The 17,959-nt window shown below is 43.9% G+C and carries 11 protein-coding genes; 3 read left to right on the forward strand and 8 right to left on the reverse strand.

Annotated features, from left to right (window positions below; translation table 11 throughout):
• Positions 1–64 precede the first annotated feature (64 nt).
• Complete coding sequence (locus tag H589_RS20195; RefSeq protein WP_051249549.1) at positions 65–2,758, forward strand: pentapeptide repeat-containing protein; 2,694 nt, start codon at positions 65–67, stop codon at positions 2,756–2,758.
• Between the two features lie 121 nt (positions 2,759–2,879).
• Here the strand turns inward: H589_RS20195 and H589_RS0100195 are convergent, their stop codons facing one another.
• The 3 genes from H589_RS0100195 to H589_RS0100205 all read right to left on the reverse strand — a co-directional run bounded on the left by H589_RS0100195 (position 2,880) and on the right by H589_RS0100205 (position 6,727).
• Positions 2,880–3,128 (reverse strand): hypothetical protein, encoded by a 249-nt coding sequence (locus tag H589_RS0100195; protein WP_027720159.1) that lies wholly within the window; start codon positions 3,126–3,128, stop codon positions 2,880–2,882.
• A 327-nt stretch (positions 3,129–3,455) separates the two neighbouring features.
• Complete coding sequence (locus H589_RS0100200; RefSeq protein ID WP_051249550.1) at positions 3,456–5,597, reverse strand: methyl-accepting chemotaxis protein; 2,142 nt, start codon at positions 5,595–5,597, stop codon at positions 3,456–3,458.
• Positions 5,598–5,878: 281 nt separating this feature from the next.
• Positions 5,879–6,727 (reverse strand): LysR family transcriptional regulator, encoded by an 849-nt coding sequence (locus H589_RS0100205; RefSeq protein WP_027720161.1) that lies wholly within the window; start codon positions 6,725–6,727, stop codon positions 5,879–5,881.
• A gap of 121 nt (positions 6,728–6,848) precedes the next feature.
• Between H589_RS0100205 and H589_RS0100210 the strand changes: the two genes are divergently transcribed.
• The gene (locus H589_RS0100210; protein WP_027720162.1) at positions 6,849–7,424 is read left to right on the forward strand and encodes a flavodoxin family protein; all 576 of its coding nucleotides are present in this window, start codon (positions 6,849–6,851) and stop codon (positions 7,422–7,424) included.
• Positions 7,425–7,787: 363 nt separating this feature from the next.
• Positions 7,788–10,109: a hybrid sensor histidine kinase/response regulator gene (locus H589_RS20200; RefSeq protein ID WP_051249551.1), complete on the forward strand. Its 2,322-nt coding sequence runs from the start codon at positions 7,788–7,790 to the stop codon at positions 10,107–10,109.
• A gap of 88 nt (positions 10,110–10,197) precedes the next feature.
• Here the strand turns inward: H589_RS20200 and H589_RS18830 are convergent, their stop codons facing one another.
• From H589_RS18830 to H589_RS0100240, 5 genes are all read right to left on the reverse strand, one after another.
• On the reverse strand, positions 10,198–10,578 hold the full coding sequence (locus tag H589_RS18830; RefSeq protein ID WP_156891573.1) for a hypothetical protein: 381 nt from the start codon (positions 10,576–10,578) through the stop codon (positions 10,198–10,200).
• 101 nt (positions 10,579–10,679) lie between these two features.
• Positions 10,680–13,313: a glycosyltransferase family 39 protein gene (locus tag H589_RS0100225; protein WP_027720163.1), complete on the reverse strand. Its 2,634-nt coding sequence runs from the start codon at positions 13,311–13,313 to the stop codon at positions 10,680–10,682.
• Positions 13,314–13,324: 11 nt separating this feature from the next.
• Positions 13,325–14,608 (reverse strand): ABC transporter substrate-binding protein, encoded by a 1,284-nt coding sequence (locus H589_RS0100230; protein ID WP_027720164.1) that lies wholly within the window; start codon positions 14,606–14,608, stop codon positions 13,325–13,327.
• A 23-nt stretch (positions 14,609–14,631) separates the two neighbouring features.
• Complete coding sequence (locus H589_RS0100235) at positions 14,632–16,545, reverse strand: DUF3131 domain-containing protein (RefSeq protein ID WP_027720165.1); 1,914 nt, start codon at positions 16,543–16,545, stop codon at positions 14,632–14,634.
• A 1-nt stretch (position 16,546) separates the two neighbouring features.
• Entirely contained in the window at positions 16,547–17,959 is a 1,413-nt protein-coding gene (locus H589_RS0100240) for a DUF3131 domain-containing protein (protein ID WP_027720166.1), read from the reverse strand.

Here is a 17,959-nt window from a genome sequence, read left to right on the forward strand (position 1 = left end):
TACTCCAGAATTATTACGAAAAATAATATCACAATTTATGAATCCACCTGCTTCTGGAGTTGTTATGGTTGAACTTGTTCTTGTGCCGCTGTTAGTTAATCTGTTTAGTCAGGCTTTATGGGAATTTTCTGATAAGGGATGGTCTGCCATCAAGGAAAAGCTGGGTGAGGATGAGAAAAACATCCCGCTGCTGACTTTTCTGGAAGCCGTCCGCAATTGCTACATAGAAGCAGGGCGGGCAAATCAGCGTGATGAAAAAGAACTGAAGGCGTTTTTTGATGCGGCCCTTAAGAGATACCTGCATAGGTATTCAAGCCCGGAACTGGCCCAAAAGAGCATAACTTTCCATCCCTATCTTCCTTTATTCGAGCCTGTTGCGGCTATTGCTGATTATCTTGACGATGAAATGCAGCAAAAAGAGATCATGAGCGAGGAAAGGAAGTCCATTTTATTGCAGTTCAATAAAGACGTAGCCGGACTGAGCCGTATAGAAGAGCTGAAAGATATTCTTAAAGAGTTCGAGTATAATCAGAGCCAATACGAAAAAATAAATTATCTACAGGATTTATTGCAGTTCCGCTATATCCGCATGAATGAGAATGATCCTCCGTTATATAAGACTTTCGTCCCTCCGTATGGACTGATGCGTGATCATAGGTACTGGGGCGACAGTGATACCGATACCGATACCGAAGAATATAATTTTAGGCGCATGGACGATTTGTGCGATAGATATTTCGCTGACAGGGTGAGTAATATTAAAACAAGACAGATTTTGTTTATCGGCGCTGATTTCGGCATAGGTAAATCAAGTTATCTTTTAATGAAAGCAGCTGCCATGGCAAATGAGTATTTGAAGACATGGACCAGCCATTATCCTGTTTTCTACAATTTGAAATATTGTGACGGCACCACTGAACGTTTGAGGGATGAGATAAACGGGCTGCTTCCAGAAGGTAACCAGCCGGTATGTCTTCTTTTAGATGCTCTTGATGAAAGCGGACCCATGACAGATGAACATGTCAAAGCTGTAATCAGTGTTGCTGAATCCTTATTAAGTGAACTACCTGAAAACTCCAGATGCATTATTACCAGCCGCCTTATTCTGGGGGCGCAGGGAGCTGTTGCCTGCCATATTCAGAATATTTTACAGTATGATGTAAGCCGGAATAAATTCCCCGCAAAATATGTACAGATACAGGGTTTTGTAAAAAGAGAGCAGCTTGATGACTGGCTGGCAAAGCAGCGGGAATGCAATCCTGAGGCATGGAAAGATTCCATAACTTATGAAAGCCTGACAAAAGTAGGTTTAAGTGAAAAAGAGCTGGAAAAACCTCTTTACCTGTGGATCGTAGGGCAATTACTTTGTGACGGCAGAATTGATCTGGAAAAAGAGATGTTCATGGGCCGCACCGGTCTGTACATGCATTTTATGAATTTTGTATCCCATCGCTGCAAAGTGCCGGATGAAAATCAGTGTGATCTGGATGAAAAACGTCATAAGGCCCGCCACCTTTTGCGCAATCTGGCCCGGATGCGTAATTTATTACCAACTGATAAAGGGCTCACCAATGAACAGGTCCAGCAGTCTTTTGGGGAAAAATCTACAGAATGGAAATTTTATGATGAGCTGGGGCAAACCAAGTTTCTGACTTTATCCTATTTCGGTCATAAAAACAGTTCTTTTGAATTCAGTCATTTGTCGTTCAAGGAATATCTTCTGGCCGAAGACCTGCTGGCCAATCTTCTTTATGCCTCTGCTTCAAATTCCGGTGCAGAGGAAAAGCATTGTCTAATTGCCGGTGAAATATCAAAGGAAACCCGTGAATTTCTGGCTGAATTATGCAAAGGATTTGCAAAAACATATGAATCGGAAGAAGCGAAGGAGCTGTTTGCGCCGTTTTTTGCTGCTTGTGATCATTTCTACAATAAATTTAATAGACTAAGATCAGAAAGAAGTTTTCTTGATGATGCGTTGAAAACCTTGGCAAAATGGGTGGCTGATGAAAGTGTCATGATACTGGAGCAGCATAATCACCAGAAGAGTGATAAAAAGAATCTGGGCCGTGATATTAAAGTCATCTCCCGACCTGTTACAGATAAAGATATATATTCTGAACGCTGGCTGGCATTGCTTATGGGAAAAAATATGCAAAAAGGCATGGATGATAATGCTGATTTTCTTGAACAGCATCAGAATGAAATTAAGAATTCAATGGTCTCCATGATCGAATGCCTGATGTCTGTTTTGTCAGACTGGAAAGGAGAGCTTTTAGATTATGCTTCCCTTGGGAAAGTGAATGGTGTTGGTAAAATTTTATATGGCGCCAAGCTCCGCTCCGCCACTCTCTGCTTCGCCACCCTCATTGGAGCCGACCTCCGTGGAGCCGACCTTAGTGAAGCCGACCTCCGTGAAGCCAAGCTCTTTAAAGCCGACCTCCGTGAAGCCAAGCTCCTTAAAGCCAACCTCCGTGAAGCCAAGCTCTTTAAAGCCGACCTCCGTGAATCCAAGCTTTTTGGAGCTAATCTAGGTGGAGCTAATCTAGGTTTAGCCGACCTCTCCTCCGCTGACCTCCGCTTCGCCGATCTCCGCTCCGCCAATCTCGGTAAAGCCGACTTTCGTGGAGCCAATCTTAAGGATGCAAAGATTACTGATGCCGATTTCAGAAATGCAAAGTTATATAAATCAGACCTTGAAAGAGCGGATCTGAGTGAAGAAGATGTTGCTGGTGCAGTTATAATGGATGATCCTGATTAAGCTGGATCACTAATTTCTTCCGCCCCCCCCCCCGATACAAAACCCCGTCTGCAGGACTCTGTCTTGCAGACGGGGGTTTTAAGAATGTCGTGTGCTTTTTTATATGCCGTACAGTTTAAGCTTATGATTCAAGCGGGCTGAATGTTCTTACTGATCCGATTTCTTCCCAGTTGTAGTAGGTGTTGATACATTCTTTGTCTTTTTCCTGAGTAATACGGATGAATTCTTCACCTATGAACAATACTGCCGATTCGTAAACAGCTCCTTCATTTACCTGAAGTCTGATATTTTTACGTAGTTTACGGGATAATGTTCCCTGTACCGGCATTGATGCGTACTCAAAAATTTTTTCCAGCGTTGCTTTCTGCATTTTTCTCAAACTCCTTTTTAGTTTTGGTAGTTGATTTTTGTAATTTACAATAGTTTTAACTGATTTTTATTTCAAGATGATTGTCAAATAAAGTTGTTAGATACATTTATGTGTTATTTAAATGTCATTTATTGTCAAAAAATGTTAAATTGCATGTGCCGTGTTTTCTTTGGCAGGTTGATGTCTCGGGTTCAAATATTTTCTGAATCGCAGTACAAAAAAAAAGGATTTACACTCCGGCGAGTGTAAATCCTTTTCAATAGTCGTTCTGATTTTCAGGTCAGCCGCAAATCTCAGTCCGGCTTAGGGGAAGAGCAGGGCTGATTATTACTCTCCGCTGTGGACCATTTCGTCAACGAGGCCTTTCAGTTCCTGCGACTGCTGAGCTAATTCCTCTACAGCAATGGCTGACTGGCTCATGCTGGTCGATGTCTCACTGGAGATGCGGTTTATTTCGTCTACTGCACGGTTGATTTCTTCGCTGGTAGCAGACTGCTGTTCTGATGCAGCTGCAATGGCCTGAACCTGATCCGTTGTGGCATTAACCAGTGCTACGATTGCATCAAGTGCTTCGCCAGAAAGTGCAGCCAGTTTGCTGGATTCTTCGATTGTCACTACAGCTTTATCCATACTGTTCATGCTGTCGCGTGAGCCGTTTTGAATGTTGCTGATGGCTTCACCAACTTCATTTGTGGCTGTCATGGTTTTTTCTGCGAGTTTACGTACTTCATCAGCTACTACAGCAAATCCACGACCGGCATCTCCGGCTCTTGCAGCTTCAATGGCAGCATTCAAAGCCAGAAGGTTGGTCTGGTCGGCAATGTCAGAAATAACATTCATGATACTGCCGATATCTTCTGTCTGCTTGCCTAAGGAAGACATGTGAACTTTGAGATCGTTAATCTGATTCTCTACGTTCTGGATAGAATTTACAGCATTGCCGACCACGTCTGAACCTTCCTGTGCTTTTTCACGGGCTTTGTCAGATTCTGTGGCTGCGTTGCTTGCGTTGGAGGCTACCTCCAGCACGGTTGCGTTCATTTCTTCCATTGCTGTTGCGGTCTCGCTGACTCGTTCAGTTTGAATCAAGGCTCCATTGCTGGCCTGTTCTACCTGTGCGGAAAGCTCTTCGGAGGATGTAGTCATTCTCTCCACCACGCTCTCCAGACGCTTGGCTGCGTCCATGATCAGCTGTCTGCCGGACTCGGCTTTTTCCTGGGCAGCTTCGGCGTCGTTCATAGCTTTTCTGGCGCGTTCCGATTCATGGTCGGCTTCTTTACTTTTCTGCTCAGCCTCTGCGATTTTCAGTTTCAGATTGCTCACCATTTTGGACATGGCTGTTGCCAGCTGGCCTGCTTCGTCTTTCTGGTCAATATCCAGAGTCTGGTCCAGATCGCCTTCAGCAACTTTGGTGGCGAAAACAACACCTTTGGTCATGGGGCCGGTGATGGCTCTGGTGAGCCATATGGCCAGGCTTATTCCGACAAGGACAGCAATGATCAGACCTGCGGATAAAATAATTGTGGCCATATCAAGATTGCCAGCACTTTCATTAGCAATCAGCTGGGTCTGCTCTATTCCCGAATCAGCTGTTATCTCAGCAGATGCCAGTACCTGATCGGCGGCTTCTTCACGGCTGCGGTCCAGTTTCTGGAGTTGCAGCATGTTTTCGTAGAAGGATTTCATAGCCTTTTGATAGTCGTCAGCTTCTTTTTTTATTTGTTCAAGGGTCTGTATATCTTTTTCCTGTTTGGTCACAGACCTTAACACTGACAGCTCGTTATCAATTTTCGAGAAATCCTTGAGACTGTTCTCCAGTATTTTAAGTTTGCGGACAGCTTGTGCTTTAAAGTTTTTTATCTGGATATTATTTCCAATGTCTATGACATCATTGATGTTTGTAATCTTTTCAAGCCTTTCCTTTATCTCAGCAGTAGGTGCCTGTAGCTCAATCTGCTTGACTACCTTTTCATTCTGATCCGTGAGGTACTGATATGCATTTTCCATGAACAGACGGCCCGATTCTTCCATCACCATACGGTTCTTTTGCAACTCATCATGAACTTTACGGGTTTGGGTTGCCAGAGTGGTGTACTGGTCCACTGCGGATATTGCTTTTTTTACATTTTTGCCAAGTTTAACAAGTTGTGGATATTTGTCCGCCAGAGCTTTGGCATCTTTAAGGTGGTCATTACGAAGTTCGTTCAGTAATTTTTTGCTTTCTGTCCAGTATGCTTCGTTCGTAGTAAGGGAGAATCCTCGCATTGCATGCATCGTAAGCAGTGATGCTTTTTGCACGTCAATTGCTTCTGCAACTTCAGGTATGTACATTTGGGCAAGCTTATCACTTCCTTTACTTACTGAGTTCATATTGAGAATAGCCATAAGTCCAAGAGCTGTCATTATGATCAAAATGGCAGCAAAACCGAGGCCGAGCTTCTTTCCCAGTTTAACATCTTTCAAGTTCATTCTTTTCCTCCCTAGATATACTGAACATTACAAACCGTTCAATTTATATTTCAACTATACCTAAAATAGTAATTATAATAAATAGATATTGTTTTTAGCAAAAGATAAAAGTATAATGTTTGTCAATTATTATATATTATAATATCTTAAATGATGCAGTGTATTCCCTTTTTTGTATGGGCTATTATTAATAGACAGTTATACTTTTTGTTTACTTTAAGATAGTTATTCTGAGTCTTTGTAGATCTATAGCATAAAATATAGTTTATTTCAGTTAAATTTTATCCCGCAGTATATTTAAAAGTTGAAATTATATGTTCAGCAAAGCAGTTTACATGATCAGGAAGCGGCGGAGTGCGGGTATTTAATACTATACTTGATTTGGGGAGCATCGGCAGGCCGTGCTCGCTTCCAAGAATCGCCAGATCAGAAGGAAGGTTACGTCTTATAACAGGTGCTATGGCCAGTCCTGCACGGGCTGCATCGAGAATCCCTGATAACCCTCTGCTCACATAAACAATTCTATATGAAATTCCGGCTTGTTCCAGTGCATGTACTGCCCATTCCTGAAAAATACATTCGTCTTCCACTGCCAGTGGAAGCACACTGTCCTTACGTACTTTAAAATCAGGGCTGGCAGTCCAGACAAGATGATCATGGTGGATTATACGGCCTTGTTTATTTATTTCGGTACACAAGCCCAGATCAAGATCACCGGCATCAAGACCTTTTTGTACAATATCACTGCCCGCACAATGCATTTCAATCAGGACATCAGGAAAAGCGGCCGCGAATCCTGCAAGCAGTCTGGGAAGAATCCCGGTTGTGTAATGTTCCGGTGATCCGAAGCGGATTATTCCTTCAAGCTGTGCACTCGAAAGTGAGGCCACTGCTTCATCGTGCTTCTGCACAATGCCGCGGGCATGACTGAGCAGCAGCTTTCCATCTATTGTGAGTCTGGCCGTTTTACCGATTCTTTCAAAAAGCGGCCTTCCGATTTCTTCTTCAAGTCTTTTGATCTGCATGCTGACAGCCGACTGGGAGCGGTTGATCAGTCTGCCTGTTTTCGTAAAGCTCTGGGTGTCGGCTACGGCAATAAATGTTCTGAGATAATCTGTTTGCAGGTTCATATTGATAACACATTTTGATTAAATTGATAAAAACAATTCATATGTCTGATTGACTGTGTATGGATATTTATGGTGTCAACAAATGAATCATTCGCATAAACAAAATATTTGGAGATAATTTATGAAAATACTTACCTTGCTTGGAAGTGCAAAGAAAAAAGGAAATACAGCAACTGTTCTTGAAGCATTTGAAGATGAAATCAAAGCCGAAGGGCATGTTGTAGAGCGGGTCAATGTTGCCTATAAAAACGTTAAAGGCTGTCTTGGCTGTAATAAGTGTTCCGTTACGGCTGAGGAAATCGGCTGTATTCAGAAAGACGATGCAATCGATATTCTGGAAAAGATGATAGAAGCTGATCTTGTAGTGTTCGCTTCCCCCGTCTATTTCTGGGGTGTTTCTGCTCAGATAAAGGCAGTGATTGACCGCACTTATTCGCTTATTACACAGTATGGTACTCCAAATCACACCTCACTGGTTAAAGATACTCCCATTGCTCTGCTGGTGACCGGTGCTGATAATTATGAAGAGAATGCAGAAGTATTTTCATCCTTTGATAAGTTTGTCGCTTCCATGCTTGCTGAAAAAGCAGGTGAACTGTACATTGGAGAATGCCGCAGTCCTGCTGACATGACGGCTGAAACAATAAGTAAAGGCGCAGAATTTGCTGACATGATTCTTGATCATATCAAGGGATAATTATTGATGTGAATGCCTTAGTTTGAATTGTCGTTATTTGCCTTATTCTTTGAATGTTTATTTCCGATCGTGCATAAACTTCATCTTATGGGCGAGTTTCTAACGTGATTTAATTGTGAAAGTTTAAAACGATTTATATTATAATAAATTAAGGCCGGAATCCGAATGTTTGTGCATAGATGATTCCGGCTTTTTATTTGCAGACCTATTCTTGTTCGTATGATATAATCTATTACCTTACTGTATCTCCGCATAGGGCTCAGCGCAGTCTTTGACACACCTTTTTTAGACAACCTACTTGTGTCGATTCATGATAAGTATTACTTTAATAGAGAGGTCAGTTAAAAAAGAGCGGGGTGCTCCATGCCTGAATACGAACATATCCAGACTCAAATCAGATCCATTGCCCATGTTGTTTCCTGTGAATTGGAAAGGGTAGAGGATTTTCTGTATTTTCTGGATTCGCAGACCACCAAGCTTTTTACAGAAACTAAGCATGACCGTGATGAAATAGCGCGCTGGCTTAATGAAAACGATTTTGCTGTCGGTGATGACGGATTTTATTTAAGCCTTTCTCAGCTTACAGAGTTCAGAAAAGGAAAACTTTCCGGTGACGCAATCAGCTATTCATGGCCTCCGGAAAAAATTAATGACGAAACAGCCAGATTTCATTTGTTCTGCCTTAGCAATCTGGGCGATCTGCTTGCACCTATGTTTGAAAGAATTCCCAGTGCTGTCTGGATGTATTATCAGGATGTTACAAATACAGCTCTGCAATTTCCTTATATTGATCAGATCGAAGCTATAACCCCCGATTTTGACTGGTCAACCTACCATACTTATGCCTCGGTCTGTCCTGAAGCTAACCCAGATAGAGAAGTACGCTGGTCTGCTCCGCATGTGGATTATGCCGGTGGCGGTTTAATTGTTGCCGCATCTATTCCTGTGTACATCGAGCATGATTTTGTCGGACTGTGGAGCATTGATGTAAGGGTTGAAGGTCTGGTGCGCCATGATATTCTGGTGGCAAACCGCAAAAGTCAGCTGACTTGTATTGTTGAAAAAAGCGGATCACTTATTGCCGATAATCGCGGTGTATCCATTACAGAAATGGATAAGGGTGAAATCTCTATTGTTGGATTTAAGGATGCTCATGAAGTTTTTCAGAACATAAATCTGGAGAGTCTTTTTGAGTCAAAGAGCGGATACAGAAATTTTAATACTGACAATGAATCCTATCAGGTTCACTGGCATAAAATTGATTCTATGGATTGGATCTGTATAACTGTTATATCCGTACGTGAATTGATAACTACCGCCAAAGATATTTTTAAAAATGCATTTGCAAGCCTCGTAACAGGTAATTCTCACTCGTTTATAGAAACTGATAATTTTCCGGCCGAACTGCTGGAACTGGCACGTTCATATAATGAAATGGTTCATAGTCTTGATAAAATGCATAAAAGTATTTTGAAAAAAAATATTGAACTGACTAAACAGAAAAAGAAGGCTCAATCTGCAAATAAGGCAAAATCAGCTTTTCTGGCAAACATGAGTCATGAGCTCAGAACTCCGTTAAATGGAATTGTCAGTATGCTATATCTTCTAAAAGATACTGAACTTGAAGAAGAACAGAAAGATTTTGTTAAGCTGACTATTCAGTCAGCTAACAGGCTAACTGATCTGCTTGGCGACATTCTTGATTTGACTAAGATTGAGTCCGGTAACGTCAAATTGGAGGAAAAGTCATTTGAACCGGCTAAGATTCTTGAAACAATTGAGTTGCTGTTCGGCCCCACCTGCAAGCAGCGCGGTCTTCAATTCAAACTATATGTGGATAGCGCCGTTCCGCAAACTCTTCTTGGAGATTCTTTACGTTTAAGTCAGGTTTTAAATAATATTGTCGGTAATGCAGTAAAGTTTACTGAGCACGGAGAGATTAACGTTACCGCTACTTTATTGCCTGAGAAGTCTCCTGAAATATATCGAATTCTTTTCTCGGTCTCGGATACCGGAATCGGTATGCAGGATGAGAATATTGACAGCTTTTTTGAAATGTTCACTAAGGCGGACCAGGGTTACCAACGGTTATATCATGGGGCCGGACTGGGCTTGTCAATTGTCAGTAAGCTCGTGGCACTAATGGGCGGAACTCTTTCTGTTACAAGTGAACATGGAGTTGGATCATCTTTTTACGTGTCCATTCCATTCAAAAAAGATAAAAATGAGAAGGTCGTTACTGGCGATTGCAGTGAACTTGATAGTCCTGAATCAGGTATGTCTTCAATACTTGTGGTTGAAGATGAGGCCATAAATATGCTCGCCATGAAGGGCATATTAAAAAAATCAGGTTTTAAGGCTGGTGCCGCAGGTAACGGTGTTGAAGCATTAGAGGAATTAAAGAGAGAAAAATATGATCTGGTTTTAATGGACATCCGCATGCCGCTGATGGACGGGGTGCAGGCTACCATAGCCATACGAAGCGGGCAGGCCGGTGATGAAAATACTGGAATTCCGATTGTGGCTTTAACTGCCTATGCCAGTTCAGACAGCAGGAACGAGTTTCTGGAAGCCGGTATGGATGATTATCTTTCCAAGCCTGTAGATGTGGATAAGCTTATAAAAATAATTTTGAAGCTGCTGAAAAACAATTCACAGCGCAGTCTGGTCTGTGATCATGCATGACATGTGACCAATTTTTAATGTTTTTTCAGGAGTTGATACCTGTCACTTTGTGACAGGTATCAACTTATTTAATTTTGCATCGCTGACTTTATTTTTTAGGTAGTCTTCCGCCTGCCTTCAGGCATGCTTTCATTGAATGAAATTCCGTAAAATGTTTTGTTCTGGCATAGTGCTTTGATGAGTAGTCATGGCATATGCCTGATTTTGACATCTTTACTATATGGGCTGATCTTTTCTTTTCCGCTATTTTTTTAGATCTCTTTTCTGATTTTGCCGCTGCGACATGTTTGGCTTGTACATGTTTGATATTTGCGTGTTTGGATTTATGTTCAATTTTTTTCTGAGTTACTTTATCGATGTGTCTTTTAGAGGATGAATCTGGTTTCGCGTAGGCTGCGTTGCAGAGCATTAATGTGGCAATAAAGGTTAATGCTAAACTTAGTCTTTTAAAGTGTTTTGAATAATTCATTTTTTTAAGTCCCAATTGTTTTTTGTGATTTGCTGAGTACTCATGTAAAAATTATGAAAAGGTACTTGTAAATCATGTTGTTATTTATTAAGCAGCTTTATCTAATCCTTTATTGAAATTTTTTCAAATGTTCCTTTTGCCGGAAGACTGCCGCTCATATCATTTCCGATACTTATAGATTTGAATTCTGATACGGATTCAGGGCTGCATGCAGTGCTGTGGTATTTACCGTCAATAGTCAGCTCAATACTGTCTTTATTCCATGACATAGTTATTTTATGCGGTTGGTTTTTTGCCCAGTCCTTAATTTCCTGCCCTGCTACACATGAAGGATTACCGTTTTCCCAGCGGATCAATTGCAGGAAATCCTGAGGTGTTTTTTCCAGAAACATGGACCCCATATTCCATGCACTGCCGTAGAATGCCAGCAGCACTCTCTGTTTACTGTCGCCTGCTGACCAGTCCGGTATGAAAGTAAATGCTGCTTCTCCTGAAGACGTTTTCTGAGATCCTGTTTTCGGGACGACAGCGGTAAAAAACTGCTCTCTACCTGATTTGAATCCTTTTTCGGCACCGTTTCTGTCTCTTCTTCCTTTCAGATCAAGATCATACCAATAGCCCGGATTTGCATCGCCTTTGTTATGGTGAGTCATTGCAGCATCTGCTGAAATACCAGTCTCAAAAATCATGAGGTCATCGTATTCGGCCGGAGCGGAGAATTTGTTCTGATGATCTGCGCCGAGATGCAGAGTTTTAAAGTCGGATTGAAACGGACTTGGCAGGTCTGCCTGTGCATATACTTTGCCGTCCAGAAAAATAGTTGTTTTCTGCCTGTTCCAGCTGAGGGTGAGGCTGTGCCAGCGGTCAGCTAAATCTACAGGCGGTCCCTGTACTATTCCGCTGAAACCGTTTTTAAAGAAAATTGCCCGTAAACTATTTTCCGGTGACAGTTCCAGAAAAACAGATCCTTTGTCCCATTTAGGGCCTTTTGCCATGAGCAGAATCCGTTTTTTTCTTTCTTTTTTCCACTCAGGGTGGATACGGAAGGAAATTGCTCCTTCACCGATAATTTTATTTTTGGCAATTCTGTATCTCAGTTTGCTGTCAGCTCCGGTTTTGAATGAATTGCCGTCAGCATATTTTTTAATATTACTGTTTTCAATAATCAGTCCGTCATCAAGACCTTTGACAAGGCTTTCAGCTGAAGAACTTTCTTTGTTATCATCTTTGCCGCTGCGCAGGTAATCCTGCATTCTTCCTGCATCATATTTGGTTGCCCTTATGGACTGGAAATGAACCAGAATAGGATTTACTTTTATCCCTTCCTTAAAATCCCTATGCTGCTTGATCAGTCTGCTTTCAGAAAGCATGGCCGGAATAGATCCACCGGGATCGGAGAAAAATTCGTGAGCCTGCACCAGCCATATATTATCGTATTTCTCAGTTTCCTTGCGCAGATTAACATGACTGAATGCTTGAATTATTTGGGGGTCACCGACATCAGGGAAATAGTAGGTGAATGGTTCATAAATCCACGGCGCACTCATAACCAGAGCCTCACCGGGCTTTATGTTATCTTTGATGAACTGGGCAACCTCACGCCATTGTTCCTTGTCGTAGGTTGTGTAGTAGAGCCATAGTCCGTGAGTTGTTGTCCCTAGAAAAAGGAAAATCACTGCTGACTTCAAAAATACAGGTTCAAGTCTGCTCATGATCAGTCCGAGAAAAAGACAGAATCCCGGCAGGAACTGTATTGCATAACGTTCTACGTATATGGGTGAAAGTATCAGTGAAACAATAAACGGTGCAGCCACAGCACATAGAAACCACAGGGATAGAAAAAGTCCTGTTTTTGTTCCTGCCGGTCTGCTTGAGGGGGCAATGAGTTTTTTCCTGAGCTGCGGAATGGCCGCTGCAATGAGAAAAATCAGCAGAGCGAGCGTAGCAGCAGCTAGGGGAGCCTCACCGCCGGAAAGCTGGATCAGGGTTCGCCACGCGGTTATATGGTCGGGGACCGGAACCCATGAACCGGGACCTTCTCCGCCAAGTTTTGCCAGCACCTGTCTGACCAGAAAGAAAAGCCACGGACTGAATATTACCAGAGCTGCAATGTTTACACTTATCCAGTTGACCAGCCTTTTTAAACGCTGTCCTGAATTGGTGAACCAGTCGTTTATAAAGTAGAGCTGATGAAACATGATGATGAAAACCGTGAAAGTGTGGATGTAGAGCATCAGAGCCACACTTGCGGCGTAGTAGAGAAAATTTTTATTGTCCGGTTTTTCAATGTAGAGCAGCAGGCTGTGGCAGGAAAGGAGAATCGCAGTCAGAAGCATTGTGTAGCTGCGGGCTTCCTGTGAAAAGTTGATGCCCATATATGAAACAGCCATGAAAAATGCGCCGAGCAGGGCTCCGGTGCTGTTCATAAGTTTTTCACCGACTTTGAATGTCAGGTAGACCGCAATGACCCCGAAAATTGCTGAGGGCAGGCGCAGCGCCGCTTCAGAAATACCGAAGGCCGAGGTCCATAGATGCATGATAAAAAGATAAAGGGGAGGATGCACGTCACGGGCGCAGTACTCGATAATTCCGGCAAATGATTTTGTGGCATAGGTCACGGTCTGACCTTCATCTATCCACAGGCTTTCATCTCCTATACCATATATTCTCAAGATCAGGGCCAGCAGCATGATGAGAGGCAGAGCATAGTTTGTTTTTGTGTTTTGCATATTCATGACAGCTCCTTTTATTCAGCGAGACCCTTTTCAATTTGAACCATCTTTTCAGCTACATCTTCAGGTTCCATGTCTGTGGCAAGTGCTTTGTGCAGCAAATCAAGAATCTTACTTACCGTATTGTACCAGCCTGTCGGCGATTCATCTATTTTTATAGTCGCAGGTCCATTTTCGCTTCCACCTTCCTTTTTGGTATAAAGACCGCAGGCCGGAGCCGGACTCATACCCGGAAGATCTTTGCCGTACATGGCTGCGGATTTTCTGGCAGGCAGAATATATTTGGTCTTAAGACGGAAAAAATCCGCCCGTTCTGAGGTAAGGTGATGGAGCAGTGTAAGGGCCTGTTCAGGATGTCTGGTGCGTTTATTAATGACGAACCCGCGTGACCAGACATGGTTCTTGCGGCGGTCTGTCGATTCCAGCATCGGCAGAAAACCTACAGTTACATGTTCAGGATGTACCGGAAAACCTACATCTTTGCTGAGACTTAAAAGATACCAGACATAGTTGCCGTTAATTGACATTCCTGCTTTTCCAGATCTGAATTCTCCCTCAGCCACAACATGGCTGAACTTTTCGTAATCCGGCTGATTCTCTTTCACCAGAGCGTAAAAAGCTTTGTAAGCCGTTACGTGTGCCTCAAGATTGTTTTCTGTTTTCTGCCCATCCAGCACAATCTGGAGCAGGGTATAATAGAATTTATAGAGGTTCAGACCTTTAGATGGAAATATGAGCCCCTGAACACCGTGTTTTTCTTTTATGTATCGTGAGGTGCTGACAAGTTCTTCAATTGTTTTGGGCAGTCCTGATTCCGGCAGCATTTTTTTGCAGCCGTACAGGTATTGTAAACCGAGGAGGGCGGGCAGGCCGTAAAGTTCTTTTTCATATCTATAGCCGGTCACGAGCGGGGCCAGAAAATCTTTTTTCTCTCTTTCAGGCAGCTCTTCAAACCATGATTCTATGGGCAGCAGCAGTCCTTCCTGTGCAAAAGAAGCAACCCAGCTTCCCGGCATTTCAATTATGTCCGGCTGCTCGGCTTTGGGGTCACGCATGATTTTAAGCGCCTGCTCATGGAGTACCCACTCATCATATTCCGGTATGACTTCAACTTTAATTTCAGGATGGATGGACATAAAATCGGTGATTGATCCTATGTCCGCACTTTCAGTTTCAAAGACCCGGTTAATGTCTCCGTAAACGGTAAGGTTTACCGGATTTTCAGGGGTAGGCGATTTGGCGCAACCTGAAATTATGGTGAAAACAGCAGCAATGATCAGATATTTATACATTCTCATGGCAGTCCTCCTTAAATCCGGTTTTATTTCAATTTACCGATGAAACCTTCGGGCATTTTCCGGTACATGGCGGCTTCAAGTATGAGTCCGTTGGTTTCCAGTGTTAAAGCTTTGTTGATACCTGCTGTATCGTATATCCCGGCTTGAAAACCTTTTCCTTTTTCATGCCGGGGGTAGAGTTTGTTGATCAGAGTGCGGGTGTAGGCAGTGTTGTAAAGTGCATCCCAGCAGAATGCTGTAGCAGTTGAGGCCCAGAACAGGTTCAGCGGTTTTTCAGCGTAAGGGCTTACGCACTGCCATACTCCTGCGCCGTCAGCGGTTATGATTGCGCTTTCGGCAAACCATGGACTGCGGTCAATCCTTCCGGAATCCGTACTGGTCAGGATTCCTTCAGATTTATATCTGGCAGCCTGAACTTCGTATATTGACCGGATAAGCCTGTCCTGCTCATTGCCGGATTTACCGAATTCCATAAGTATGAGTGCGAAGATTTTGGATGAAATGGCCGGACCTGATTTATTGAACGGAACTTTGATCCCGTATAAAGTTTTAAAGGCCAGACTGTTGCGGTAATCCCGTGATTTCCACGTATCCAGACCCCAGAGTCTGAAAACCTCAGCAGCATAGGACGGCAGGCCGAATCCTGTTTCGACTTTGGGATATTCTTTTCCTGCATATACGGAAATAGAATAGATGCTTCCATCTTTTGTGAGTCTTTCGGTACGCATTTTCTGGAAAATTTTATCCACTGTACTTTTAAACTGAGGGTGCAGGATGGCGGTTTTTTTAAGCCACAGGAGCAGCCTTGCCACATCAGGAGCCTCCCAGCCTATTCCTGTTGAAGTCGGTTTCTGGTCTTCACCCACCATTCTTGCCGAGTTTGCAAAGTATAATTTATTAGGCAGTTCATTTTGATAGAGGTCCATGGAAGATAGTGTCTGCAGCATAAGTCCGGTCCGCTGCATGAATTCATTGTCAGTGATGATTTCAAGGCGGTGTGCTCCATTCAGGGCAGCAAGCGATGTTCCTATTTCCCATACAGTTGTGACAGGATAAAGATCCAGACCGTTGTATAATCCGGTAGACGGCTGATAGTTGCGCTGGAAATAGCTCCATGCCAGACGCGCTGCATCTTTATATTGCTCACTTATGACAGGGGTCGTCGATGATTGAGTTGACGCGGCATATGAGGCCGCAGCCGCAGCTGTGCTATGGTCTGAAGGCACGGCCTGTTTACGCATGGGAGTTGGTATTCCTGCCGGAGCAGTTCGTGGATCGGAAATATTCTGTTCCTGTATTGGGGGAGTCGCTGAATTTGTTTTTCCCCACATCCCTTCAGAATAGGGGATAACCGTAACCTGTCCCTGAGTAGATCCGTCCATATCATTCCAGATCTGGTCGGCTGTTTTCTCACGGCGCAGTCCGGGAGAAGGGCGGTCAAAATTTTTCAGGCCGAAAAGATCCCACGCAGTTGCCAGTCTTCCTGCTTCCGGCGGCAGGTTTACAGCCGGAGCTGCAAATCCGGGCGATTGTCCTGCACCGATTGCGGCAGGCCCGGCTGAACCAAGCCTTGCCATTTCAAGCTGCTGATCAAGGGTTGAACGTACACTGTTCCATGACATACCGGCTCTGGCAAAGCGGGCAGTTGCCATCCCCCATGATTCGTAGGCTCTGGCATTACCTGCATTGGCGGCAGCTCTGCTGGCCATGACAAAAACAACGCCGCTTACCTCAGGAGATATTCCTCTTAAATTTCTGGCCAGATCATCAAGAAGCATGGCAGAAGGTTCATATTTACCGCTTTTATATAAGGTCACTGCCTCGGCAAAAACAGGGCTTGAAACCAGTTGTCCCAATCCGTCAAAGGCCGCAAAAGCACTGTGTGCAGTGAAGAGAACTGCAAGCAGTGTAAATAAGGTGTTGCGGAGGATTTTCATTTTACAAATCCTCCCGTTTCAGTCCCGGCAGGCAGCGTGGATAGTCGCTCATGGGCTGCTCCTTACGGATATAGAAATCAATGTAGCTCGGTTCTTTGGTGACTCTGACAAGTGGGCCGTCCAGTCTGTGAAGCAGCGATTCCAGAACAATGGCGTTGGTTTCAAGAACCATGACTTTATTGATGCGCCAGTTATGTTCATAACGGCCTTCAAACCAGCCCCGTCCTTCCTCAAAAAAGCAACAGGCCGCCGCAGCCATGATAAAGCGGGTGTAGTCTGTATCCCATATGGACCACATTCCGAAAATTGCTCTGGTTGAAAAGATAGCCAGATCATAATGCATTTCGCCGCCACGGGATATGGTCGGCCAGAGTTTACCTTCAGCGGTGATAGTACCGATTACAGCATAAGGAGGTTTATCAACTCCGTTCTCACTGCGCGCGGTCATGATACCTTCTCTGCGGTAACGTTCTTCCTGAATCTCGTATATGCCGCGGGCAAGCCCGGACCTGTCCAGAGCATCATCACCGGTATGGTGTTCTTCGGGAATTCCTGTATCCGAGTATCCGAACTCCATACCTTCCAGAAGAAAGGGCGTTGAGGTCAGATAGACCGGAACTCCGGTGGAGATGGAATCTCTAGGATCATATGGAACCTTTCGTCCGTAGATTTCAATGTAGCGCAGGGGAGAGGGAACCGATGATTTTATATCAATCCCCCACATTTCATATCCTCGCGCAGCATATGATTCCCATCCGAGTCTGCCTTCGTAGATGAATTCTGTTTTGCCGTTAACGTAGCGTCCGCTGCGCAGGGTGTCGTCGCCTGAAATAGCCAGACAGAAATTCCAGCGCAGTACAGCCCGGTCAATACCTTCTGCAAAAAGAGGATATTTGGTTTTGAGCACTTTCAGCCAGATGAGCAGTCGCCCTATATCCATGGATGAAAATCCGGCTTTCCCCGGTTTCATATCAAATCCGACCATGCGTCCGGTGTGTGAGTTGTAGATCAGGTTCGGCAGTTCTCCTGCATACAGCTCCATAGCGTTGAGCCATTCAACAAGTTTTCCAACCCGCTGGCAGAATCTGCGTTCATCCAGAACGTCCAGTTCATGGGCTGAAATAAGGGCCGAAATATAGCCCGCAATTTCGCCTATTGAAGTGTAGGGGTAGTTTTCAGCTGCATTCACAAGTCCCGTTGCAGGATTGTAGTTTTTTTCAAAATACGTCCATGCGACTTCTGCAAAGAGCTGCCCACGGTCAGAGAGTCTGTGACACTCGGTCAGGACAATGTCTCCATCGTCATCTGAAAAGTCGAAGCCGCATTTGAAATATTCATAAACAGCGCCGCACCCTGACATGGCTGGAAGCAGGAATAATATGAGTATGAGTATGGCGGCCTTGCGGTTAAGCAT

Origin of the sequence: Maridesulfovibrio zosterae DSM 11974, assembly GCF_000425265.1 — a bacterium.
Taxonomy (GTDB): Bacteria; Desulfobacterota; Desulfovibrionia; order Desulfovibrionales; family Desulfovibrionaceae; genus Maridesulfovibrio; species Maridesulfovibrio zosterae.

Coding starts and splice junctions, on each gene's coding strand:
- H589_RS20195 (WP_051249549.1), top strand. CDS start 65: ATGGTTGAACTTGTTCTTGTGCCGCTGTTAGTTAATCTGTTTAGTCAG.
- H589_RS0100195 (WP_027720159.1), bottom strand. CDS start 3,128: ATGCAGAAAGCAACGCTGGAAAAAATTTTTGAGTACGCATCAATGCCG.
- H589_RS0100200 (WP_051249550.1), bottom strand. CDS start 5,597: ATGAACTTGAAAGATGTTAAACTGGGAAAGAAGCTCGGCCTCGGTTTT.
- H589_RS0100205 (WP_027720161.1), bottom strand. CDS start 6,727: ATGAACCTGCAAACAGATTATCTCAGAACATTTATTGCCGTAGCCGAC.
- H589_RS0100210 (WP_027720162.1), top strand. CDS start 6,849: ATGAAAATACTTACCTTGCTTGGAAGTGCAAAGAAAAAAGGAAATACA.
- H589_RS20200 (WP_051249551.1), top strand. CDS start 7,788: ATGCCTGAATACGAACATATCCAGACTCAAATCAGATCCATTGCCCAT.
- H589_RS18830 (WP_156891573.1), bottom strand. CDS start 10,578: ATGAATTATTCAAAACACTTTAAAAGACTAAGTTTAGCATTAACCTTT.
- H589_RS0100225 (WP_027720163.1), bottom strand. CDS start 13,313: ATGAATATGCAAAACACAAAAACAAACTATGCTCTGCCTCTCATCATG.
- H589_RS0100230 (WP_027720164.1), bottom strand. CDS start 14,608: ATGAGAATGTATAAATATCTGATCATTGCTGCTGTTTTCACCATAATT.
- H589_RS0100235 (WP_027720165.1), bottom strand. CDS start 16,545: ATGAAAATCCTCCGCAACACCTTATTTACACTGCTTGCAGTTCTCTTC.
- H589_RS0100240 (WP_027720166.1), bottom strand. CDS start 17,959: ATGCTTAACCGCAAGGCCGCCATACTCATACTCATATTATTCCTGCTT.